The sequence below is a fragment of the Alkalibacillus aidingensis genome, from assembly GCF_014595945.1.
In the GTDB taxonomy this organism is placed as follows: domain Bacteria; phylum Bacillota; class Bacilli; order Bacillales; family Alkalibacillaceae; genus Alkalibacillus; species Alkalibacillus aidingensis.
Map to the genome: position 1 here is coordinate 38,605 of NZ_JABXWU010000004.1, position 24,456 is coordinate 63,060.

A 24,456-nucleotide genomic window follows, 5' to 3' on the forward strand; every position below is an offset into this window, starting at 1 on the left:
TGGGCTAATGGTTATCATAGCCCAGGGACGAGAGTGTATTTCCCGCGGTTCCACCCTGATTGAAGTGCTTAAAAATTTAGCACAACCACTTTCAGCATGAATTACTCCAGATTGCCGTTTCACTTAACCTTACTTCAGGCTTGCACCATCCCTGAATCGCTGCAAAGTAGAGGGTTCAGCTACTATAGATCCTTCATTGTAATCTTGTTTAGATTTTCCTATTTATCTTAGCATACCACAATTTGATTCTCAACTTCCAACTATAAGAGGAATCGTGTGGATTAACGGTGAAAGTTGTCCTCTATTTTTGATATAATGGATAACGTTAGAACAATAAACGGAGGAATCATTGTGATAGAAGACTATCGTCAGTGGCGACATATATTTAAGCTAGATCCAAATAAGGAAATCAATGACGAGGAACTAGGTCAGCTTTGTGAATCGGGTACAGATGCGATCATTGTTGGGGGAACGGATGGTGTCACATTAGATGATGTGCTAAACCTTTTAGCTCGCGTTAGACGCTATTCGGTACCAGTTGTATTAGAGGTGTCTAATATTCCATCGGTTACACCAGGTTTTGATTTTTACTTTATTCCGACTGTATTAAATAGTCAGGATAAGAAGTGGATGATCGATCTTCACCACGAAGCTATTAAGGAATATGGTGACTTGATCGAATGGGAAGAGTTAATGATGGAAGGTTATATCATGCTAAATCCTGATTCTAAAGCATTTCAATATACGAATTCAAAAGAAGTAACTAATGAAGATGTCGTTGCTTACGCTCAACTTGTCGAGAATTTAATGCACTTACCACTGATCTATTTAGAATACAGTGGCACTTATGGTGATATCGAACTCGTTAAACAGGTTAAACAAGAGTTAAAACGTACAGTCCTCATTTATGGTGGTGGAATACGGAGTAAGCAACAAGCCAGCGAAATGGCTACATATGCCGATATTGTTGTCGTAGGTGATGTAATTTATGAAGATTTCAAGGCGGCATTAAGAACGGTACATGCTGTGAAAAAGGTAGAAAAATAAGAAGGTGGTATATCATGAGTTTGACGATGGATGAAATAATCAACACGATGAATGACCAGCAGAAGAAAGCTGTTAAACATACAGAAGGCCCACTATTAGTCATGGCAGGCGCAGGCAGTGGGAAAACACGCGTATTAACACACCGTATTGCTTATCTACTAGCCGAAAAAGGGGTCAGGCCTTATAATATTTTGGCGATTACTTTTACCAATAAGGCTGCGCGTGAGATGAAAGAGCGTGTTGAGAAGTTAGTTGGTGAAGACGCTAAAGATATTATTATGTCGACATTCCACTCATTGTGTGTAAGAATCTTGCGTCGTGATGGAGACCGAATTGGAATTGATCGGAATTTTGCTATTTATGATGCAACAGATCAGAAAACAGCTATTAAAGAAGCACTTCGAATTCAAGATATCGACCCGAAGCAATTTGATCCACGCTCTGTTCAATTTGCAATTAGCCAAGCGAAGAACCAACTCATTACCCCAAAAGTTATGAAACAACAAGCGAATAACTACTATGAGGAACAAATTGCGTCGCTTTATGAAAGCTATGAAACGATTTTAAGAAAAAATGGTGCACTGGATTTCGATAGCTTGATTATGGAAACTTACTTTCTATTTGAGCGTGTCCCAGAGGTATTACATTTTTACCAAAATCGCTTTCAATATATTCATGTTGATGAGTATCAGGATACGAACAAAGCACAGTATCAGCTCGTTCAAAAATTAGCCGAGCGTTTCCAAAATCTTTGTGTTGTCGGAGACTCAGATCAATCTATTTACAAATGGCGTGGTGCTGACATATATAACATTCTTTCATTTGAAAATGATTATCCGAATGCTAAAACGATTTTACTTGAGCAAAATTATCGTTCAACGAAGACAATTTTACAAGCAGCTAACGATGTAATAGAAAATAATATTTCGAGAAAGCCCAAGGAGTTATGGACCGATAATGATCCAGGAGCAAAAGTCAGGTTATTTGAAGCACGTGATGAACGACAAGAAGCACGTTATGTGATTGATCAGATTCAAGAGTTGAAGGAAGAAAATAGCTGTAATTATGAAGATATTGCCATCTTATATCGGACGAATGCGCAATCACGTGCGATGGAGGATGTCTTTGTTAAGTCGAATATTCCATATCAAATTGTTGGTGGGACCAAGTTCTACGATCGAAAAGAGATTAAAGACTTACTTGCCTATCTTCGTTTGATTACCAATCCGAATGATGACATTAGCTTCATGCGAGTTGTGAATGTACCGAAACGAGGAATTGGTAAGACGTCGATCGAAAAACTCCAATTACATGCTGAGATGCATGATTTATCATTATTTGAGGCAGTTCAGGATATAGCTTTAATTGGGGTTAGTAAGAAGGCTGGACAACAGTTGCAGACATTTAGGAGTATGATTGAAAACTGGCAGAAACAACAAGAGTTTCTATCAGTTACTGAGATTGTCGGAGAGGTTTTGACACACTCAGGTTATGAGGAAATGTTGAAAAAAGACAAATCACTAGAATCACAAAGTCGACTCGAAAACTTAGATGAGTTTAAGACGGTAACTAAGCAATTTGAAGAATCAAGTGAGGACACCTCTTTACTTGCTTTTTTAACAGACTTGGCATTAGTTTCGGATTTAGATGACACAGACGAGGAATCTAATGATAAAGTGACGCTGATGACTCTACACGCTGCTAAAGGTTTGGAATTTCCAGTAGTCTTTCTAATCGGACTAGAGGAAAACATCTTCCCACACAGTCGCTCGCTCTTTGATGAAGAGGAAATGGAAGAAGAACGCCGACTGGCTTATGTGGGAATAACTAGAGCAGAACAACAGCTATATTTGACTTATGCTTCGATGCGCACAATTTTTGGGCGGTCTCAGTTCAATGAGAAGAGTCGTTTTATTGATGAGATTCCAAGTGAGCTAATAGAGAGAGAAGGAGACCTTTCTATAGGAACATCTAATGAAAGTTTTGAAGATGCAATTAGCCATTTATCAAATCAGGCTAAATCTAGTTCAGTTAATACAACCCAAGAGCCAAAGCGTAAAGCCCAAACGATCCGTAAGCAACCCCCTACTCCACAAAGTTTCCAAGTTGGAGATAAGGTCAAGCATAAGAAGTGGGGAGAAGGCACCGTTGTTAAAGTAGAAGGAAGTGGTGATGATATGGAAGTGGATATCGCTTTTCCATCACCAACTGGAATCAAACGTTTACTTGCTCAATTTGCACCAGTTGAAAAAATATAGTTGAAGAGGTGGCTTGACATGAATCGTGAGGAAGCCAAAAACAAGATCGTTGAATTAAAAGAAGAACTAAATCAATATAATTACGAATATTACGTTCTAGACCAACCTACTGTTTCAGACGCCTACTATGACCAAAAGCTTCATGAACTGATCGCCTTAGAAGAAGAGTTTCCTGAGTATCAAACGAGTGATTCTCCAACGCAACGTGTGGGTGGCGAGCCTTTAGATAAATTTGAAAAGGTTGATCATCGTGTCCCAATGCTTAGTTTAGGTAATGCGTTTAACGAACAAGATTTGCGTGATTTTGATCGTCGAATACGAGAACAAGTGGGTGATGAGGTTCGTTACGTTTGTGAACTGAAGATTGATGGATTAGCTGTATCCTTACGTTATGAGAATGGTCAGTTTGTTCAAGGGGCCACACGTGGAGATGGGAAGACTGGTGAGAACATCACCCAGAATTTAAGAACCATTAAAAGTATTCCACTTAAAATTCGTGAAGAAGAAACGATTGAAGTGCGAGGAGAAGCTTTTATGCCACAAAAGTCATTCCTAGCATTGAATGAACAACGCAAAAAAGCGGGTGAAGATCAATTTGCCAATCCACGTAATGCAGCAGCAGGCTCTTTAAGGCAGTTAGATCCTAGAATTGCTGCCAATCGGAATTTAGATATATTTTTGTATAGTGTTGGAGAGTGGGAAGCGGCGACAACATCCTCTCATAGTGAACAGTTACAATATTTGAAGGAATTAGGCTTTAAAACCAACCCAGAAACGAAGACGTTTGATTCTATTGATGAGGTTATTCAATATACTGAGGAGTGGACGATTAAACGTAGTGAATTAGACTATGAGATCGACGGGATCGTCATTAAAGTCGATTCCATCGATTTGCAAAAGGAGTTAGGATTTACAGCGAAAAGTCCACGTTGGGCGATTGCTTTTAAATTCCCAGCCGAAGAAGCCGTAACTAAACTTCATGATATCGAATTAAGTGTGGGGCGAACAGGGGCTATTACACCTACAGCGATTTTAGAACCTGTTCAAGTTGCTGGGACAACCGTCCAAAGAGCATCATTGCATAACGAAGATTTAATTATTGAAAAAGATATCCGAATTAATGATACCGTAGTGATTAAAAAAGCAGGCGATATTATCCCGGAAGTTGTTCGCGTTGTAACCGACGAACGTACAGGTGACGAACAAGTTTTCCGAATGCCTAAAACATGCCCTGCCTGTGATCAACCAATTGAAAAAATTGATGGTGAAGTCGCGTGGCGTTGTGTCAATCCGAATTGTCCGGCACAATTAAAAGAAGGTTTGATTCATTTTGTTTCTAGGAATGCGATGAATATTGATGGTCTTGGAGAGAAGGTTATTGAACAGCTTTTTGACCATCAGCTGATTCATTCGATTGCTGACTTATATAAGTTACAAAAAGGTGATTTACTAGCGCTTGAACGTATGGGAGAAAAATCAGTCAGTAATCTACTAGAAGCTATTGAAGCCTCAAAAGAAAATTCCCTGGAACGACTTTTATTTGGATTAGGTATTCGGTTTGTAGGAAGCAAGGCTGCTGATACATTAGCGGCTCATTTTAAAAAGATGGACAACCTGATCAATGCAAGCCAAGAAGACATACAAGATATTCCTGAAATTGGTGAAAAAATGGCACAATCTATTGCTGCTTATTTTGATCAAGAAGAGGCACGGGAGCTAATTAATGAATTAAGTGAACTTGGTCTTAATATGGAATACTTAGGTGCTGAGGTTGAAGCAGATACTGATTCTGTATTTTTTGATAAAACGATTGTTTTAACAGGGAAACTTGAGAAGTTATCTCGTAATGAAGCTAAACAACAAATTGAAGCACTAGGTGGTAAAGTAACCGGGAGTGTTAGCAGTAAAACGGATTTACTTATTGCCGGAGAAGATGCTGGTTCAAAGCTTGATAAGGCAAAAAGTTTAGATATTGAAATTTGGAATGAAGCTCAAATGCTTGAGGCATTAGAAGCTTAGGGAGTGGGATTGATGAAGAAATTAATAAGCATCGCCGTCATGATGATCGTCATTATGACCGGCTGCGCACCAACCTATAACACTGAAGAGGAAGTTGTTCAGGAAACGACTGAGGAAACTGAGGAAGAACAGCGTTTTATTGTACCTTCTAATAGTCTTTCAAGCGATTTATATCAAACAATCTTACCTTTTCAACCCAGTGCTGCTAGAGGAGTTATCTCACGGCAAGTAGCAAACCGAAATGACATTGATGAGTTAGAGGAAGGTTTAACAAGGTTGGCTACTCAAGTGTTTGACCCTGAAGAGTATTTATTTCAAGAGGGGCAACATTTAACTAGTAGTATGGTTGATCGATGGATTGATGAATTTAATCCTCCAAAACCGACAGACATTGAGGGTGAGTTAAGAGATGCAGATGAAGAAGGCGAAGATGAAGTCGTTGAGGAGTTAGAGGAGGAGTTAGAAGAATATCAGAGCGAGAATCCAAGGGTGTTATCTCATATACTAGAGCAAAACTTTTTAATCAGGGAAGATGAAAATCGAGTGGAATTAGGAGGAGTAGCCATTGGGCTAGCCTTAAAATCAGAGTATACATTTAGCGTAAACTATGGTCCTACACAAGAAGAAGCGATTGATGAGGATGTTATGTATGAAGAAGGTCAAGAAGTAGCTAATTCCCTCTTAGAAAAATTAAGAAATATTGAAGATTTACAAGACGTGCCGATATTAATAGCTTTATATCGGGAAAATGACCGGAATGCTATTATTCCTGGGAATTATGTGGCAATGACTGTGTCTGAGCCGAATGATATGCTCATTGATAGTTGGGAATCCATTAATGAGGAATATGTTTTATTTCCATCCAACTATGCCGAAGAAACATACTACGAAGATACAGAGATGATGACACAGTTCAGACGAGATGTTGCTGAGTACTTCCCAAATTATATTGGAGTCATTGGTCAGGGCTTTTATGAGGATGAGGAACTTCGTGAGCTCTCAATAAATATCCAAATAGAGTTTCAAGGTAAACAAGAAATTATCGGTTTTACCCAACACGTCTCAGGGTTAATGATGGAACACTTTCCTCCCTTCTTTGATTTAGAAGTAACCGTAGAATCGCCATCTCAACAAGAAAGCCTATTGTTTAGAAAATCTGGGGAAGAAGAAATTACTCATCATATTTATCAGTAAGTATTAAGCGTTCTCCTATCATTCAGGAGTGCGCTTTTTGATATTGTGATCAACCATTTCTCAGAATTGAATGAGATTTATATTTGATAAGGTCGTCATGTTCGTTTAAAATATAAAATGGAAGCGCTATAGTAGCGTTAAAATCGTATTAGAGGAGGCTTTTATTCATGGTACAACCGTATCGTCATGAACCATTTACGGATTTTTCAATTGAGGAAAATGCCAAAGACCTAGAAGCAGCACTTCGCCAGGTGGAAAAAGAACTTGGTCAAGAATATCCACTTATTATTGGTGGGGAGAGAATTTACACAGATAAAAAGATCACTTCAATTAATCCAGCCAAGAAAGATGAAGTGGTTGGTTATGTATCAAAAGCTGATCAAGAGCTAGCTGAAAAAGCAATGCAAGTAGCTGATGAGACTTTTGAATGGTGGAGAAAGTCAACTCCTGAAATGCGAGCAGACATTCTTTTCCGTGCAGCGGCTATCGTACGTCGTCGTAAACATGAATTTAATGCATGGATCATAAAAGAAGGCGGTAAGCCATGGAAAGAAGCAGACGCAGATATTGCAGAAGGTATTGACTTCTTAGAATATTATGGTCGTCAAATGCTAGAGATTGCAGAAGGCAAAGAGATTAATAGCCGTCCGGTTGAAAATAACCGTTTCACTTATATCCCATTAGGTGTAGGTTTAGTTGTTTCTCCTTGGAACTTCTTATTTGCCATTATGTGTGGTACTGCTGTATCGCCAATGGTGACTGGTAACACGGTTCTTCTAAAACCAGCTTCAGCAACTCCAGTTATTGCATATAAACTTATGGAAGTGCTTGAAGAAGCAGGTATGCCAGCAGGTGTTATTAACTACATACCTGGTAGTGGTGGTGAAATTGGTGACTACTTAGTAGAACACCCAAGAACACGTTTTGTTAGCTTCACAGGCTCACGTGAAGTCGGTACGAATATTTATGAAAAAGCGGCAAAAATTCAAGATGGCCAAAAGTGGCTTAAGCGCGTTGTTGCAGAAATGGGTGGTAAAGACACCATTGTAGTTGATAACGAGGCTGACTTAGAGTTAGCAGCTGAATCAATTGTACAATCAGCATTTGGATTCCAAGGCCAGAAATGTTCTGCATGTTCTCGTGCCGTTATCCATGAAGATGTGTATGATCAGGTTCTTGAGCGTGCGGTTGAACTTACGAAAGAGCTTGATATTGGTAACACTTCAGAGAAGAACTATTATAACGGACCAGTTGTTGACCAAGGTGCTTATGACAAGATCATGGGCTATATCGAGACTGGTAAAAAAGAAGGTAAGCTAATGGTTGGTGGTGAAGGAGACGATTCTGAAGGCTACTTCATTAAACCAACAATCTTTGCTGATTTAGATCCTGAAGCAACTATTATGCAAGAAGAAATCTTCGGCCCAGTTGTGGCGTTCACAAAAGCGAAGAACTTTGATGAAGCAATTGATATTGCTAATAACACCGACTATGGTTTAACAGGTGCTGTTATTTCTAATAACCGTAACCATTTAGAAATTGCTCGTGAAGACTTCCACGTTGGTAACCTATACTTTAACCGTGGTTGTACAGCAGCAATCGTTGGCTATCATCCATTTGGTGGCTTCAACATGTCAGGAACAGACTCCAAAGCAGGTGGCCCAGACTACCTATACAACTTCCTACAAGGTAAAACAGTTTCTGAAATGCTATAAATTGAATTATAAAACCTCCGGGCTATTGGCTCGGAGGTTTTTTAAAAAGGTAAGAATTGAATCACCAAACGGCTGAACAAAATGGATCTAGCTAACTAAACCCGGTCGTCGCGGGGGCGAACCGTCAATTAGAGTTGTTCTCATTAACGAAATCCACTCGTCGTGGGGGTGAACTGTCAATTAGGGTTGTTCTAATTAACGGAAACGCCTCATCACGAGGGTGAATTGTGAATTAGGGTTGTTCTAATTAACGGAAACGCCTCATCACGAGGGTGAATTGTGAATTAGGGTTGTTCTAATTAACGGAAACGCCTCATCACGAGGGTGAACCGTCAATTAGAGTTGTTCTAATTAACGGAAACGCCTCGTCACGAGGGTGAACCGTCAATTAGGGTTGTTCTAATTAACGGAAACGCCTCATCACGAGGGTGAACTGTCAATTAGAGTTGTTCTAATTAACGGAAACGCCTCATCACGAGGGTGAACCGTCAATTAGAGTTGCTCTAATTAACGAAATCCCACTCGTCGCGAGTGAACCGTCAATTAGCCACGTTCTAATTAACAAAATCCCTCTCACCATGATCCGAAATCGTCCAATACAATCGCAATCAAATTTGTTATCCCCGTCTCTCCCATCTATTCCAACAAAAAAGTTGAATTGCGTCCAGCAATTCAGCCTCCTTCTTTGATGTTTTACAAAACCGTTTAGTGTTTTAGTAATTGGCTGTACCACGTATTTACTAGCTTTGTTTTCGGCATCTGAGTTATAATTTGTGTTGGTATTAACATCATAAGTGAAAAGAGTACCGGCTTATAAAAAGAGCAATTAATCGGCTTTACTCGACGATTTTTAGCTGGCCCAATTTTTCTGGCATAGGGTGTTCAGGGAAAATAAACGTCCAGGGCATGCTTGTCTGTGGATCAATAGATATTGGTAATGTGAACAATGCCTCAACACGATTATCATATTGAACTTTCGTGTTGTTAAAGCTTAACGATTGATTAGTTGAGTTATGAATTAATGTTGTCACTAATAATTCTCCTTTATGATTAACTGCTTGCCAGAGTGGGGTGAGACGGACTTGATGATTGGGTATGTTGATTTTATTAAATGTACTCTCGATTTTTTGACGGTCTTGCTCCGAAATCGTTTGCTCCCATTTCGATTCAAAAACAAGTTTTTGCATGGTAATCACCTCATTATCTTTAATTGTACGAGTTCGTGCCAAAAATGTCACAGCTTGCGATTTAAAATCACGTTATAATGACATAAAAGGTGGGATTAAGATGACGCTATATTCATGGTTAGTCGTTGTTCATATATTCTCTGCAATAATCGGGATGGGACCCGGATTCATTTTAACGCGTGTGACGAAATCAGCTAAAACAATGGAAGAGCTACGTCATGGATTTGAGATTAAAAGACAATTACATATATTTGTCATGGTTGGAGGAACCCTCTTACTCATAACAGGTCTTTGGATGGGCTTTATTAATCCTAGCTTGTTTAATCAAGGCTGGTATCTAATCAGTCTAATCCTGTTTGTCTTAGCATTAGGTATGGGGCCAACCTTCTTAAAATGGAGTTCTAATCCAATCAAAGAACTACTAAAGACGTATGAGGGCGAGGTCATTCCCAACTCCTATTACCCAATGGCTCAAAAACTATATCGTGTAGAGTATTTTGAGAATACGATTTTTATTATTATTATTGCCCTAATGATTATTAAACCGTTTTAGAAAGTGGTGAAAGAGATGACATATATTATTATAGGTGGAGGAATCCTAGGTGCCTCAACCGCATATCACTTAGCAAAAAGGAACGAAAAAGTGACTATAATCGATCGCTTTGATGAAGGACAAGCAACCGAGGCAGCAGCAGGTATTGTTTGTCCATGGCTATCACAACGACGGAATAAAGATTGGTACCAGCTAGTCAAACATGGTGCTCGCTATTATCCTGATTTAGTAGAACAGCTTGAAGCAGACGGAGAAACGGAAACAGGGTATCGAAAAGTGGGTACGATCAGTTTGAATACCGATTTAAGTAAATTAGAAAAAATGGTGGAAAGAGTTAAGAAAAGACGTGAAGATGCACCGGAAATAGGTGAAATAAAACTACTTAACCCTGAGGAAACCAAATCAATGTTTCCACCGCTATCTGAAGAATATCATTCCGTTTATGTGAGTGGTGGTGCTAGAGTAGATGGTCGCGCCATTCGTGATGCGATGATCCGAGCGTCACAAAAGCATGGGGCAACCTTTATTAAAGGCAGTGCTGAACTAGTCAAAAAAGATAAACGAGTAATTGGTGTTCAAGTAGATGGGCAGTTTTTACAAGCTGATCAAGTAATTGACACAGCTGGAGCCTGGTCAAAACAACTACAAGAACCAATAGGTATTGACTATGATGTGTCAAACCAACGCGCTCAAATCATTCATTTAGATATGCAGGGTGAAAATACAGATGACTGGCCTGTGGTGATGCCACCTAATAATTCGTACTTGTTATCCTTCTCAGGTGGAAAGGTGGTTGTCGGAGCAACTCGAACTGACCCTGCTGAATTTGATTCCCGACCAACAGCAGGTGGAGTAAGTGAGATCTTAGGGAAGGCTATAGTAGTGGCTCCGGGGTTAGAGGATGCCACATTTCAAGAAGTTCGTGTGGGCTTCAGACCCTATACACCAGGGTTCCTGCCAATTATCGGACCGATGCCCGGTTATAAAGGTCTCTTAGTTTCAAATGGATTAGGTGCAACAGGACTAACAGCGGGGCCATATTTAGGAACAGTTTTAGCCGACCTCGCGACGGGTCAAGATATCGATCTTGATTTAAGTGCATATGATGTTAGTTTAGCCGTTAAATAATCAGCAATCGCTATGTCTACGCCTGGAGCCAGCTTGTAAGTGGTGTGCGTGGTCAAAGAGACGAGCCCTCTACGCCCGGAACTGGCTTGTAAGTGGTGTGCGCGGTCAAAGAGACGAGTCCTCTACGCCCGGAGCCGGCTTGAAAGTGGTGTGCGCGGTCAAAGAGGTGGGTCCTCTACACCCGGAGCTGGCTTGTAAGTGGTGTGCGCGGTCAAAGAGACGAGCTATCTACGCCCGAAGCTGGCTTGTAAGTGGTGTGCGTGGTCAAAGAGACGAGCTCTCTACGCCCGGAACTGGCTTGTAAGTGGTGTGTCCGGTCAAAGAGACGAGCCCTCTACGCCCAGAACTGGCTTGTAAGTGGTGTGTCCGGTCAAAGAGACGAGCTCTCTACGCCCGAAGCTGGTATAAAGGAGCACACCCGGTCAAAGAGAGACAGTCTCTTTTCCTAGATTAAGCACTTAACTATGCAATTCGGGAAAAGACCCCCTTCCCAATACAAAAAAATGAATCCACCTATCCCAAAGGTAGGTGGATTATATTATCTTAATGCAACAAGCACCCCAGAGACTTCCAATTATTCCTTAACTCTCACCACATCTTGATACTTGTAAAACTCTTCTTCGACGACTTTTGTACCGAATTTCACGGGTAAACGTTTGTTGAAAAGAGGCCCATTCACAACAAATGTATGAAATTCTCCATTTTCCCCACATGGATCCACTTCTTCTGGTAATTTTTTATACATATTGTGATCTAGATTAGCTCCCAAAAACTCATCAGGAACTCGTTTTGGGTCAATGGTTGTGATCAAAGTTTCGTAACCCAACTCAATAAACTCATGGATTAACTCATGGGTTGGTTCATTCCACAACGGAAAAATAGCCTCTAAATTAATTCCTTCTAACTGTTTTTCACGAAATTCTCGAACATCTAATAAATTAATATCACCAAAGACAATATGCGAAATACCGTCTTGCTCAATTTCTCTAAATGCATCACTCATCAACCGTTCATACTCTTCATTAGTAGTAATTTTAGGAAGATAGACCTTCTGCAATGGAATACCTATGTACTCTGCTTGTAGTTCAAGGAGTTCTTCTCGAATCCCATGAATACTTGATCTTTGAAAATTTTCGTTCACAGTTGTCAAAATTCGAACGACTTCAACATCGTCTTGTTCTATCATTCTATGTAACGCTAACATAGAATCTTTACCACCACTATGTGAGACAACGACTTTTTTCATATTTAGGTCACCCTTTGAATAATAATTCATAATTTTATCATAAATCATATAGGAAGAAAATAAAATATCATCACCACAGATAATCTCTTGTCTGTTTTCAAAGATTTATGTAGAAGTGTAGAGACATAAGTTGTAAAGGTTATATTTTGGGGGAAGGAGGATGTATGATGGATTTTTGGTCAGTCCTCATCGTTGTCTGTTTAGCAGTTATTGTTAGTTTATCCGTTAGAGAGCATATGAAATGGAAATCTTTTTATGAATCAGCTGGTCATAAACCAAAGGATGTAACCATTCGCTATTTATTTTTAAGATCTAATGGTGTTCGTTGTCGATTGAAAAGTATTAATCATCGAATAGGCTTAGGTGTAAGTGGAGGATCAGATTTAGACACAACCGTTAAATTACTCGTTCATAAACACGATCTTCATAAAGCACATGATGCTATGACAGAATTTAATAAAGAAGAAGCACGCCCCTATTATATTAATTTAATCAAGTGAATTAAAAAGACTTGCTTCTTACTGGGTGCCCCCTCTTAATCGGTGGGCTCTTTTTTTGGTCAAATGTGCTAAAATATGTAGGAAGATTTGTAGTATTTTGATAAATAGATGAACACAGTAAAGGGTGGTCATAATGTTACTGAAAAAAAGTTGGAGTTTAGGGATCGCACTTATCTTAATATTTATAGTAACAGGATGTGAAGAGGAAGCTATAAGTCTTGAAAATGTAGAAATTCCGGAGAAAAGTGAAGGGTTTTTTTGGGAAGCAGAGCATAATAATAAAACCATTTATTTCTTAGGGACTGTGCACATTGGAAGCGAAGATATGTATCCTATGCGCGATGAAATTGAAGAAGCTATGGCTGAAACAGAGCTGTTGTTAAGTGAGTACGATGAATCTAATGAAACCATTCAAAATGAATATGAAGACATTAGAATGGAGTACACGTATTTGCCTAGTGGTGAGCAATTATCAGATTACTTGTCTGATGATCATATGGATTTGGTTAGAAATATAGAGGAAGAATTAAATATTCCTTACTATATATTAAATTCATTTAAACCTTGGAGAGTTCAATCACTCTATGAATCTATGATCCTTTCAAATTATGACTACTCATATGAACAAGGGGTCGAGGCGTATTTGTATAGTCAAGTTCTAGAACATGCTGAAGGTATGGCGTTGGAAGACTTGGAAACGAATATACAATCGGTGCGCGATCGGGATCTGGACTATCAGCTCTATTTACTCGAAGAGGTATTGGAAGCTTCAGAGGAAGAAGTTGAAGAGGAAATAGAGAGTACAGTCGTTGCTTGGCGTACAGGTAAAGAATCGTTGGTTGATCTTTCAAGGGCCGTTGGTGACGAGGAACAAATACCAGAAATCAAAGAAACGCATATTGAGGAATTGTTATTTAATCGTGATCGACAAATGGCGGAAAAGATAGACGAAGTCGTTCATAGTCACGAGGCTGAAACGATCATGATCGCTGCTGGCTATGCCCATTTCTTCGGTCCTGATAATATGATCGTATTATTAGAAGACGAAGGATATGAGATTGAAAGGAAGTAGCATACATAAAGAACCTTCCATTCCAAATTTGAGATGGAAGGTTTTACTTAATTAAAATAGCTAAGCGTAAGGTTATAGCGTTGTCGACTCTTGGAAGGTTTCGATATCATATTTGATGATTTGTGCCAGTTGTTCTTTACCTTCAAGCTCAAAAAGGAACTGGGATTTTTTCCAATAATCAATTCCCTTTTCTTTATGTCCCTGTTTTAATAAGTTTCGCCCGATTTGGTAATGGAAGTCTGCGAATAAAAATAAATCTTCATATTCCCGGCAATAGGAAAGTCCTTGGTAGCATACTTTTAGTGATTGTTCAGTTTTACCTAAATCGGTATAAACTTTTGCTAAATTATACCGTACTTTGGCAATGATACGCTTGTCTTCTAGATTTGTGATGTCGTTGATTAAGTCATAAGCCTGTTCATGATAGTTTTGGGCTTCTAGTAACATACCTTCGTCTCTAAACATTATACCTAGGCTATTTAATATATGAATGTTAATTTCTGCAGAAAAACGATCAAATGAAGACAAACGTAAACATTCTTTTAATTTACTGATAGCCGTTTTAAAATCATCGTGATGATAATATTGTGCTAATGCACTATGCCACAACAGAAAACGATGTTCTTGTTGTGTTTGAAATAAAGGATTGCTTTTTTCAGCACTAACAATTTCATCGATAGTTTCGTAATCTCTATTTCTTCTTGCTTTTTCTAATTGTGACCAAACCTCATTTAAATAATCTTCTCGTTCACTTTCAGAATCGGAAAGGAAATATGTAATATTGACACCTAATTTATCGGATATGCCTTTAAGTGTCATATAGGATGGTTGATGTTGATCGCGTTCAATACGACTTAACTCAGATTGTGAACAAATCCCATTCGCTAGGCCTTCTTGTGAGATGTTCAGGCGTTTTCGTAAATCTTTAATCTTCTCTCCGACAGATAAATTCATTTTTCATCTCCCTTTTATGCATAAACGCATAAATTTCATAAAAAAGTGTGGAAATATACTAAATTATTGTTAAAATCGCTCTAAATCAATTATACGCAACAATTCTGAACTTTTACAACTCTATTACATCCATAGATAATAGATTTAGATTAATTAAGAGGGAGGTGTAGCAATTATGAAAAAGTTACTAGTCTTAACTATCCTACTAGGAGCAATTTTAGGTTTTGCACCAACTCAAACAGCGGTTCAGGATTTAGATGACCGTACTGTAACGGTACTTGATCTACCGGGTCAGCACTAATCGGGCATTTAAAGGATGACTTCAGCCCTCATCCTAAAATGCCTAGCCCAAACGATTTCGATTTTCAATTTTTTGATCAGTACAGCAAGAAGTTTATATCTATTCAAGTAATGATAAACTCAATCACGCTCACAAAATGGTTTCACCTCAGCCACATCCTCCTTAATCTCACACATTAGGGAGGGTGACCCCTTATTTTTTCAATTCATACATATGAGAATTTCACCTTGGTTTTGATCAATCCTATCTATTAGGAGGAGGAAATGAAAGCAACGAAGTATTATTTTTTTCTATTATTAATAGGTATATTAATTGGATGTAATACACAATCAAAAGCTGAAATAATCGAGGATAGCAAACCAAGTGTCCCATTTTTTGATTATAATATTACGATAGTTGTTGAGGATGAGGAACAAATAAGTGAATTAAATGAAGAAATTGTTTCTGAATTTGAGTCCATTCAATTAAAGAGTGTGATGACAACCACATACGCATGGGATGATCAAAGTTATGACTATACAACTATGTTTGGCATAACTGAATATCCAACGTTTATTGTCATTGGCCATGACGGGTTAATACTAAGTACGTCAGATCTTGAAGAATTAAAGAACTTTTTTGAAAACGTCTAACAACTGTTAAGTATTAAAGCACCATTTTCAAGACATAGGGGTGATCTAATGGGAAAAACCATAACTTTATTAACTGTTATCTTAGTATCGTTGATTTTTATCAAGGTAAGAGACTTGCGTTTTTGGGAAACATTCTATGAAATTGAAGGCAGTAAAAGCAACGAGGCAAGTCATCGTTATACATATTTAAAGAGCAGAGGCATTCGTTGCCGTCTGCAACATGTTAATTCGAAAATTGGTGCATTTGTACATAGTGGGAATGAATTTGATACAACTGTCAGACTGCTAGTTCATAAGGAAGATTATAATCAGGCAGAGCATGTCATGGAGAATTTCGGACAATTTTAAGAAAATCCTTGGTCACCCAATAAACCGTTAATACCCCCCAAAATAATAGATTAGAAAAAGGACTTTCCGATGTGTTGGAAAGTCCTTTTTGAATCCTATTGATAACTTTTTTCTAATTCATCTACTAGTGAACCAACGTAAGCTACTGCTTTTTTAATTGGGTCAGGTGTCGACATGTCTACACCGGCATATTTCAGTAGTTCTTGTGGTGTTTTCGTACCACCCATCTTCAGAACTTCTAACCAACGATCAATTGTTGGTTGACCTTCTTCTTTAAATAACTGAGAAACAGCTGTTGAAGCGGTTAGGCCAGCAGAGTATGTGTACGGGTATAAGCCCATGTAATAGTGTGGTTGTCGCATCCAGGTTAGTTTAGCTCCTTCGTCGATTTCAACAGCGTCACCCCAGAAGTTTTTCAGGGCTTCACCTTTCTGTTCTGATAGTGTGTTTGCTGTTAGTGGCACACCTTTTTCAGCTAGATCATATACCCGGCGCTGATATTCACCTTCTAGTAAGTGCGTAACAAAATTGTGATAGTAAGTTCCTAATAGCTGTAAAATAACCCAACGGCGCATCCGAGGATCGTCAGTCGTTTCAAGTAAATGGTCAGCTAAAAGCATCTCATTCATGGTCGATGGTGCTTCAATAAAGTAAGTCGATGGTCGTGTATTAAACACGTGTTGGTTCTGGTTAGCTAAATGTAAGTGACCAGCATGACCTAATTCGTGAGCTAGAATAAAAGCACCTCGCATCTTACCTGTATAAGTTAACAAGATATAAGGGTGTGCTCCGTACGGGCTAGCGCAGAATGCTCCGGTAGATTTTCCAATATTATCAGCATAATCTACCCAGCGATTAGAAAGCCCCTCTTCCATAATTTTCGTATATTCAGGTCCCATGACTTGAAGAGCCTCTAAAATCGTTTTAGATATATCTTCATAAGAAGACTCAGGGTCAAATTCTGGGTCTAATGGAGCCTTTAAGTCAACAAACTGAAGTTTGTCCAAGCCATAAACCTTCTGCTTAAGTTTAGCAAAACGACGCATATGTGGTGCTAGTTCTTTTTGAATAACATCTAATTGGTTATGATACATCTCTTCTGTTACTTTTTGTGATTGCAACAGCATTTGGGTCACATTGTCATAACCACGTGCACGGGATAAAGCGACTTCTTTCTTTACCTGTGTTGCATAAGCAGCAGCATATGTGTTCTGATATTGTTTTAATGTTTTAACAAATGAGTCATAGGCCTTCCTGCGAACTTCTGTATTAGAGGAAAGCTCATGCTCATCTTCAAATAACGCAAATGAGTTGGCATATTCTGTGCCATCACTTGTAGTAAACGAATCGAATTCCATATCTGATGACTTACTACGCTGATAAATCATATATGGAGCCGAATGAACTTCGCTTAATGAAGCTAGTACTTCTTCTGTTTCAGGTGATAGAGTGTATGGCTTTCTTTCTAATAGATCTTCTAATTCGTTACGGTAGACTTCTAAATCTTGATTTTCCTTTAGATATTTTTCAATCGTACCGTCTGGAAGGGCAAGTACTTCAGAGTCGAAGAAAGATAATTCGGCACTGACTTTTGCAAACGTAGAGGCCACTTTCGCAGAATTGGCTTGGTTATCAGGGTTTGTCCCATCTTCTGATGAACGAAGGTTAGCGTATGTACCCACGAGAATTAATTTTTTATGAAGCTCAGCTTGTGCTTCTAAGCAAGCTTGTAAAACATCTGAACCTTCATGTAAGCGACCTTTGTATTGGGTAACAGATGGTGTTAACGCTTCTAATTCATTTAATGCTTGTTCCCATTCTTCATTTGAATCAAATAAATCCTTCAAGTTCCATGTTTGTTCCTGGGGGACATCTTGTCGTTTTAGTCTTTGTGTCATAATTTTCAAAAAACCTCCTAAAATATATTTCGAATTCCTAAGTTTTATTATAAAATAAACATATGCTTATGTCACATAAATCTGAATTTTTTTATTTCAGCCTCTAGACGGATTTAACTTCCGACTCACTTAGGGTTCGGGTTGATGTGAATTTAGTTAGTCTATAGTAAAGGGTGAAAGAGGAGGAGTTAGATGTTAAACCAATCAATAGTGCAAGATGTCATTAGTCAAGCACTGTCTACTGGTGGCGACTTTGCAGAAGTCTTTGTCGAAGATCGCTTAAAGAACAGCATTACGCTTCAAAGTGGAATCATTGATAACAGTTTGTCGGGGCGTGATTTCGGTGTAGGTATTCGTGTTTACCATGGCTTTCGAAGTGCCTATACATACACGACAGACTTTTCAAAAGAGGGGTTATTAAAGACCGCACAAAATGCAGCAAATGCTATCCAAGGTGAAAATAGACTTGAACCACAATCATTCAAATCGCAAACAATACAACCTATCCATCCGGTTACACAAATGCCTCAGTCAGTCGAAAAAACACGTAAAGCCAACGTCTTAAAAAACGCATATGATATTGCCAAAAGACATCACCAAAGTATCTCGCAAGTTAAAGTGAATTATTTGGATGAAGAACAGAACGTATTAATTGCTAATTCCAATGGTAAGTTTGTTGAGGATAAACGGGTTCATAGTCGTTTAGCTATTGCCGCCATTGCTTCAAATGAACACGATATGGAGACCGGTTTTTATGGACCTGGAGCCGTACAAGGATTTGAATTTATGGAGAACCTTGATTTAGGTCATTATGCCACTGAAGCAGCACGCATCGCCGTTACCAACTTAGGTGCAGACCCATGTCCGAGTGGCAAGTTCCCGGTCATTATCGATAATGAATTCGGAGGCGTTATTTTCCATGAAGCTTGTGGTCATGGACTAGAAGCGACTTCTGTAGCCAAAGGAAAATCGGCTTTTGCTAATAAGGTTGGAGAACGTGTTGCTCCAGATATCGTCACGTATATTGACGACGGAACACTACAGAATGAATGGGGCTCTATTAATATTGATGATGAAGGAAATCTACCACAGAAAAATGTCTTAATCGAGGATGGTATTTTAAAAGGTTACTTAGTTGATCAGTTAAATTCTCGGATTATGGATACAGCACCAACTGGATCAGGGCGTCGTGAATCGTATCGCTTTGCACCAACTTCAAGAATGACCAATACTTATATCGCTCCAGGCGATTCCTCACCAGAAGAGATTATTGCAGACACTGAGTATGGAATTTATGCCAAGTATATGGGTGGGGGTCAAGTGAACCCTGCAACAGGTGATTATAACTTTGCCATCAATGAAGCTTATATGGTCAAAGACGGTAAAATTGATAAGCCAGTCCGTGGAGCGACATTAATTGGTAATGGACCTAAAACGCTACAAGCAGTTGACATGGTCGGTAATAATTTGGGTCACGGCGCAGGTATGTGTGGTTCTTTAAGTGGAAGTATTCCTGTTAATGTGGGACAACCGACACTAAGAGTTAGTGAAATGACTGTTGGTGGTAGAAAGGAGGAAGCGTAGGATGAATATTCAAGATTTTAAACAGCAGTTATTTGAACGTGGCGAAAATCAAGGCTTTAATGATATGGAGCTCTATTATGAGAAGAGTGATAGTTTTAATTGTAAAATCGATCTTGGAGAGGTTGACCAGTTCACTACTGCTGAGGAAATAGGCGTTTCTTTTCGTGGTGTCTATAAAGGGAAAATGGGTTACGCCTATACGGAAAAGCTAGATGAATCGTCAATAGAGTTTCTGGTGGAAAATGCCCGTGAGAATGCGTTAATTCTAGAAGAGGAAGATCAGGAAGAAATCTATCAAGGTGATTCTGAGTATAAGGATGTTAACTTTTTATCGGAGGATCTCCAACAGGTATCAAATGAAGAGAAAATTAATTTTATGAAAGAGTTTGACCGTCATATTTATAAAATAGATGAGCGAGTCACGGGAACAGGGTTCTTTCAGTTGATGTCTAATAACATAGAGAAAGCTATGTATAACACCAAAGGATTAGCATTAGAAGATCAGAACAATTTTATAGCCTTTGGTGTCATGGTGATCGTTAAAGAAAATGATTTAACTAAGTCAGGGATGCATTTTAAGCACGTTCAGGATTGGGCGAGTTTAGATCCTGAAGAGGAAGCGAAGAAGGCTGTAGAAGAAGCAATTTCTTACCTTAATCCAATGGAAGTAGAAAGTAACGATTATCCCGTTTTGTTACGTCATGATGCAGCCTCAAGTTTATTAGCGACATTCCTTTCGATTTTCTCTGCAGAAACAGCACAAAAAGGGATGTCAAAGCTGAAAGATAAGGTAGGTAAGAAGATCGCCGGAAATAACGTCACCTTTGTTGATGAACCATTTCGTCAGGATGCTATGAAGAGCCGGACATTCGATGCAGAAGGTGTGGCTTCTAAGGAACTCACAGTCGTAGAAAACGGGAAGTTAAATACACTTTTCCATAACCGAAAAACAGCGAAGAAAGATGGTGTGGAATCAACTGGACACGCCTATAAAGAATCGTATAAAGGGTCTTTGACAGTTTCACCATCTAATTTTTATTTAGTTCCAGGTGAGCCATCTTATGACGATATAGTAAGTAGTCTTAAAGAAGGCGTGGTGGTTACCAGTTTATCTGGGTTACACTCCGGCGTTAACCAAATTTCTGGAGATTTTTCAGTTGCCGCTAATGGTTATTATGTTAAGGATGGAGAGGTTCAGGCTGCGACGAACCTGATGACTATCGCTGGTAACTTCTTTGACCTATTAAACCATGTAGAATCTGTTGGATCTGATTTAGAATTCAGTCCATTTTCCGGAGTCGGCGCCCCTTCATTCTTAGTAGAAGGTTTATCAGTTACTTTTGAATAAATGATGGTTAGTTTCAATTGAATATGGAAATCATGAAGAAGGCTCATTCTAGATGAGTCTTCTTTTTAATGAGATATGAATCGACATGATCAGATTAATTCTCTAACTATCCTGGGTATTTCCCGGGCAATAAATTGTCAACTCAGATAGATATATTATTGTCATTTTGAAGAAAAATTTGCTATGATTGATAGTATTGTGAAGTGTTAAAACGTACGGAGGTGCAAGGGATGTCAAAGATTTCGAAGGATCAAGTGAAACACGTTGCTAATTTAGCGCGACTAGCAATTACTGAAGAAGAAGCTGAGAAATATAGTGAGCAGTTAAGTGCGATTATCGATTTCTCAGAGCAATTAAATGAATTAGATACATCAAATGTTAAACCAACTACACACGTATTAGATATGAAAAATGTCGTGCGTAAAGACGAGCCAAAAGAATGGATTTCTAAACAAGATGCACTCAAAAATGCACCAGATCAGGAAGGCGGACAGTTCCGTGTGCCGTCCATTTTAGACTAATAAGGAGGGACAATCACGATGTCAGTTTTAGATTTATCGATTAAAGAACTACAAGAAAAATTAAATAATAAAGAAATGACAGTGACAGATATTGTACAAGCTTCCTATGATCGGATTAAAGCGACAGATGGTGACGTACAAGCTTTTCTAACCCTGAATGAAGAACAAGCTTTAGAACAAGCTAAGGCTTTAGATGAAGAAGGCATTGATGAAAATCAATTCCCACTATTCGGGATGCCAATCGGGATTAAAGACAATATCGTGACTAAAGGTCTTCGCACAACTTGCGCGAGTCAAATTTTATCTAATTTAGATGACCCGTTATATGACGCAACAGTGATACAAAAGTTGGATCAAGCTAAAGCTATCAATGTAGGGAAATTAAATATGGATGAATTTGCGATGGGTTCCTCAACAGAGAACTCTAGTATGAAATTAACTCGTAATCCTTGGAATATAGACTATGTCCCAGGTGGCTCTAGTGGTGGTTCAGCAGCGGCAGTGGCAGCAGGACAAGTACCATTCGCCCTAGGTTCTGATACAGGGGGCTCAGTCCGTCAGCCAGCATCTTATTGTGGTGTCGTTGGTATGAAACCTACATATGGACGTGTGTCCCGTTTTGGCTTAGTAGCATTCGCATCATCATTAGATCAGATCGGACCACTAACTCGTACAGTTGAAGATAATGCTCGGATCCTAGAAGTAATCGCTGGTGAGGATACCATGGACTCAACAAGTGCTAACGTAGACGTACCAAAGTATTCTGAGGCACTAACAGGTGATGTTAGTGGTCTAAAGATTGCGGTACCGAAAGAATACTTCCGTGAGGGCGTTGATGAAAAAATTCAAGAAAGCGTACGCGAAGCATTGAAAGTTCTTGAAGACAAAGGTGCGATCTGTGAGGAAGTGTCACTTCCCCATTCAAAATATGCAGTTGCAACATATTACATGATTGCCTCATCTGAAGCATCAGCTAACTTAGCTCGTTTTGATGGTGTTCGTTATGGTAAGCGTTCTGAGGAAGCGAATGACATGATGGAAATGTTTAAGTTGTCTCGTAGCGAAGGGTTCGGTGAAGAGGTTAAACGTCGGATTATGTTAGGTACATTTGCTTTAAGCTCAGGTTACTACGATGCCTATTACAAAAAGGCACAACAAGTACGTACGTTAATCAAACAGGATTTTGAGCAAATTTTTGAAGAATATGATGTTGTCATTGGGCCAACTGCTCCAACAACAGCTTTTAAAGTGGGTGAGCAGATTGATGACCCATTAACGATGTATGCGAATGATATTATTACCATCCCAGTTAACTTAGCTGGTGTCCCAGGAATCTCTGTTCCATGTGGATTCCACCCTGATAACGATATGCCGATCGGACTACAAATCATTGGTAAACACTTTGATGAGAGCACAGTTTATCGTGTTGCACATGCCTATGAACAAGCGACAGATCACCATAAACAAAAACCACAGCTAGGAGGTGCCAAGTAATGAACTTTGAAACGATTATTGGATTAGAAGTCCACGTTGAGTTAAAAACAAAATCAAAAATCTTTAGTCCAAGTCCAAACGCCTTTGGTGATGAACCAAATAGTAATGTTAATCCAATCGACCTTGGTTACCCTGGTGTCTTACCGGTATTGAATGAAGAAGCGGTTAACTATGCGATGCGTGCTGCTATGGCATTAAACTGTGAGATTGCAACAGACACTAAATTTGACCGTAAAAACTATTTCTATCCTGATAATCCGAAAGCCTATCAGATTTCACAATTTGACCAGCCAATTGGGGAGAATGGTTGGATTGAAATTGAAGTCAATGGTGAGAAGAAAAAGATCGGAATTACTCGCTTACATTTAGAAGAAGACGCAGGTAAATTAACACACGGTGATGACGGCCATTCTCTAGTGGATTACAACCGTCAAGGAACACCTTTAATTGAAATTGTATCAGAACCAGATATAAGAACACCTGAAGAAGCATATGCTTATTTAGAGAAGCTCCGTAATATCATTCAGTTCACCGGAGTTTCTGACGTAAAGATGCAGGAAGGGTCATTACGCTGTGATGCGAACCTATCTTTACGCCCATACGGACAAGAAGAATTCGGGGTAAAAACAGAGCTTAAAAACTTAAACTCATTCAACTTTGTTCAAAAAGGTCTTGAGTTCGAAGAGAAGCGCCAAGAGAAGGTGCTTCGTCAAGGTGGCGAGATCTTACAAGAGACACGCCGTTATGATGAGAAAACGAAGGAAACGATTTTAATGCGTGTTAAAGAAGGTTCTGATGACTATCGTTACTTCCCGGAGCCAGATTTAATCCCACTTTATATTGATGAGGAATGGAAAGAACAAGTACGTCAGTCCATACCAGAACTACCTGACTCACGTCGAACACGTTACGTTAATGAGCTAGGCTTGGATGAGTATGATGCAGGTGTATTAACCAATACGAAGGAAATGTCAGATTTCTTTGAAGCAACTATTGAGCATGGTGCAGACGCTAAACAGGTAACGAACTGGCTAATGGGTGACATTTCAGCGTATATGAACAAGCAGCAAATCGAACTTCAAGATCTTCCAATTACACCAGAAGCCCTTGCTAAAATGGTCAAGCTTATTGAAGAAGGAACACTATCATCCAAATTAGCAAAGAAAGTCGTAACTGAATTGGTGAAAAATGGTGGAGACCCTGAAAAAATAGTTAAAGAAAAAGGCCTTGTCCAAATTTCTGATGAAAAACAACTACGAGACATCATTACAGGTGTTTTAGATGAAAATGAGCAATCCATTGTTGATTATAAGAATGGAAAGGATCGCGCATTAGGTTTCTTAGTTGGACAAGTCATGAAGAAGACTAAAGGACAAGCAAATCCACCAATGGTTAATAAGATTTTAGTTGAGGAAATTGATAAAAGGTAATAAATATTAGGTGAGAGGGGATGAAGT

The 24,456-nt window shown here is 39.0% G+C and carries 21 protein-coding genes; 17 read left to right on the forward strand and 4 right to left on the reverse strand.

Annotation, left to right across the window (positions count from 1 at the left end):
• The first annotated feature begins 315 nt into the window (after positions 1-315).
• The 5 genes from HWQ49_RS08495 (at position 316) to pruA (ending at position 8,233) form a co-directional block, all read left to right on the forward strand.
• Complete coding sequence (locus HWQ49_RS08495; protein ID WP_188207331.1) at positions 316-1,047, forward strand: heptaprenylglyceryl phosphate synthase; 732 nt, start codon at positions 316-318, stop codon at positions 1,045-1,047.
• A gap of 14 nt (positions 1,048-1,061) precedes the next feature.
• Positions 1,062-3,305, forward strand: a complete 2,244-nt coding sequence (gene pcrA, locus HWQ49_RS08500; RefSeq protein WP_188207186.1) for a DNA helicase PcrA — start codon at positions 1,062-1,064, stop codon at positions 3,303-3,305.
• Between the two features lie 18 nt (positions 3,306-3,323).
• Positions 3,324-5,324: an NAD-dependent DNA ligase LigA gene (gene ligA, locus HWQ49_RS08505; protein WP_188207187.1), complete on the forward strand. Its 2,001-nt coding sequence runs from the start codon at positions 3,324-3,326 to the stop codon at positions 5,322-5,324.
• A 12-nt stretch (positions 5,325-5,336) separates the two neighbouring features.
• Positions 5,337-6,518, forward strand: a complete 1,182-nt coding sequence (locus tag HWQ49_RS08510; RefSeq protein WP_188207188.1) for a CamS family sex pheromone protein — start codon at positions 5,337-5,339, stop codon at positions 6,516-6,518.
• Between the two features lie 167 nt (positions 6,519-6,685).
• Entirely contained in the window at positions 6,686-8,233 is a 1,548-nt protein-coding gene (pruA, locus tag HWQ49_RS08515) for an L-glutamate gamma-semialdehyde dehydrogenase (protein WP_188207189.1), read from the forward strand.
• Between the two features lie 836 nt (positions 8,234-9,069).
• On the opposite strand, the gene HWQ49_RS08520 is transcribed toward pruA, so the two are convergent.
• Positions 9,070-9,420 carry an SLAP domain-containing protein gene (locus tag HWQ49_RS08520; protein WP_188207190.1) on the reverse strand — a complete coding sequence of 117 codons (351 nt, stop codon included), beginning with the start codon at positions 9,418-9,420 and terminating at the stop codon, positions 9,070-9,072.
• 100 nt (positions 9,421-9,520) lie between these two features.
• On the opposite strand from HWQ49_RS08520, the gene HWQ49_RS08525 reads away from it, so the two are divergent.
• Together HWQ49_RS08525 and HWQ49_RS08530 are read left to right on the forward strand one after the other, a co-directional pair.
• Positions 9,521-9,973, forward strand: a complete 453-nt coding sequence (locus HWQ49_RS08525; RefSeq protein ID WP_188207191.1) for a DUF2269 family protein — start codon at positions 9,521-9,523, stop codon at positions 9,971-9,973.
• Between the two features lie 15 nt (positions 9,974-9,988).
• Positions 9,989-11,101, forward strand: a complete 1,113-nt coding sequence (locus tag HWQ49_RS08530) for an NAD(P)/FAD-dependent oxidoreductase (RefSeq protein ID WP_188207192.1) — start codon at positions 9,989-9,991, stop codon at positions 11,099-11,101.
• A gap of 574 nt (positions 11,102-11,675) precedes the next feature.
• Here the strand turns inward: HWQ49_RS08530 and HWQ49_RS08535 are convergent.
• A complete protein-coding gene (locus HWQ49_RS08535) occupies positions 11,676-12,347 on the reverse strand; it encodes a Dph6-related ATP pyrophosphatase (protein ID WP_188207193.1) in 672 nt (223 codons plus the stop codon).
• 167 nt (positions 12,348-12,514) lie between these two features.
• Between HWQ49_RS08535 and HWQ49_RS08540 the strand changes: the two genes are divergently transcribed.
• Both HWQ49_RS08540 and HWQ49_RS08545 read left to right on the forward strand, forming a co-directional pair.
• Entirely contained in the window at positions 12,515-12,847 is a 333-nt protein-coding gene (locus HWQ49_RS08540) for a hypothetical protein (RefSeq protein ID WP_188207194.1), read from the forward strand.
• A 133-nt stretch (positions 12,848-12,980) separates the two neighbouring features.
• Complete coding sequence (locus HWQ49_RS08545) at positions 12,981-13,919, forward strand: TraB/GumN family protein (protein WP_188207195.1); 939 nt, start codon at positions 12,981-12,983, stop codon at positions 13,917-13,919.
• Positions 13,920-13,991: 72 nt separating this feature from the next.
• On the opposite strand, the gene HWQ49_RS08550 is transcribed toward HWQ49_RS08545, so the two are convergent.
• Positions 13,992-14,873, reverse strand: a complete 882-nt coding sequence (locus HWQ49_RS08550) for a helix-turn-helix domain-containing protein (RefSeq protein ID WP_188207196.1) — start codon at positions 14,871-14,873, stop codon at positions 13,992-13,994.
• 175 nt (positions 14,874-15,048) lie between these two features.
• On the opposite strand from HWQ49_RS08550, the gene HWQ49_RS14770 reads away from it, so the two are divergent.
• The 3 genes from HWQ49_RS14770 (at position 15,049) to HWQ49_RS08560 (ending at position 16,154) form a co-directional block, all read left to right on the forward strand.
• Complete coding sequence (locus HWQ49_RS14770) at positions 15,049-15,174, forward strand: hypothetical protein (protein WP_262926660.1); 126 nt, start codon at positions 15,049-15,051, stop codon at positions 15,172-15,174.
• Positions 15,175-15,437: 263 nt separating this feature from the next.
• Complete coding sequence (locus HWQ49_RS08555) at positions 15,438-15,806, forward strand: hypothetical protein (RefSeq protein WP_188207197.1); 369 nt, start codon at positions 15,438-15,440, stop codon at positions 15,804-15,806.
• 48 nt (positions 15,807-15,854) lie between these two features.
• Positions 15,855-16,154, forward strand: coding sequence for a hypothetical protein (locus HWQ49_RS08560; protein ID WP_188207198.1), 300 nt, complete (start codon positions 15,855-15,857; stop codon positions 16,152-16,154).
• Positions 16,155-16,249: 95 nt separating this feature from the next.
• Here HWQ49_RS08560 and pepF read toward each other — a convergent pair whose 3' ends face one another.
• The gene (gene pepF, locus HWQ49_RS08565; RefSeq protein ID WP_188207199.1) at positions 16,250-18,052 is read right to left on the reverse strand and encodes an oligoendopeptidase F; all 1,803 of its coding nucleotides are present in this window, start codon (positions 18,050-18,052) and stop codon (positions 16,250-16,252) included.
• A 192-nt stretch (positions 18,053-18,244) separates the two neighbouring features.
• Between pepF and HWQ49_RS08570 the strand changes: the two genes are divergently transcribed.
• The 5 genes from HWQ49_RS08570 (at position 18,245) to gatB (ending at position 24,429) form a co-directional block, all read left to right on the forward strand.
• Positions 18,245-19,636, forward strand: coding sequence for a TldD/PmbA family protein (locus HWQ49_RS08570; protein ID WP_188207200.1), 1,392 nt, complete (start codon positions 18,245-18,247; stop codon positions 19,634-19,636).
• A 1-nt stretch (position 19,637) separates the two neighbouring features.
• Complete coding sequence (locus HWQ49_RS08575) at positions 19,638-20,984, forward strand: TldD/PmbA family protein (RefSeq protein WP_188207201.1); 1,347 nt, start codon at positions 19,638-19,640, stop codon at positions 20,982-20,984.
• 230 nt (positions 20,985-21,214) lie between these two features.
• The gene (gatC, locus tag HWQ49_RS08580; RefSeq protein ID WP_188207202.1) at positions 21,215-21,505 is read left to right on the forward strand and encodes an Asp-tRNA(Asn)/Glu-tRNA(Gln) amidotransferase subunit GatC; all 291 of its coding nucleotides are present in this window, start codon (positions 21,215-21,217) and stop codon (positions 21,503-21,505) included.
• 18 nt (positions 21,506-21,523) lie between these two features.
• On the forward strand, positions 21,524-22,999 hold the full coding sequence (gatA, locus tag HWQ49_RS08585) for an Asp-tRNA(Asn)/Glu-tRNA(Gln) amidotransferase subunit GatA (RefSeq protein WP_188207203.1): 1,476 nt from the start codon (positions 21,524-21,526) through the stop codon (positions 22,997-22,999).
• Positions 22,999-24,429, forward strand: a complete 1,431-nt coding sequence (gene gatB, locus HWQ49_RS08590) for an Asp-tRNA(Asn)/Glu-tRNA(Gln) amidotransferase subunit GatB (protein WP_188207204.1) — start codon at positions 22,999-23,001, stop codon at positions 24,427-24,429. Before gatA ends, gatB begins: the two co-directional genes overlap by 1 nt.
• The last annotated feature ends 27 nt before the right edge of the window (positions 24,430-24,456 follow it).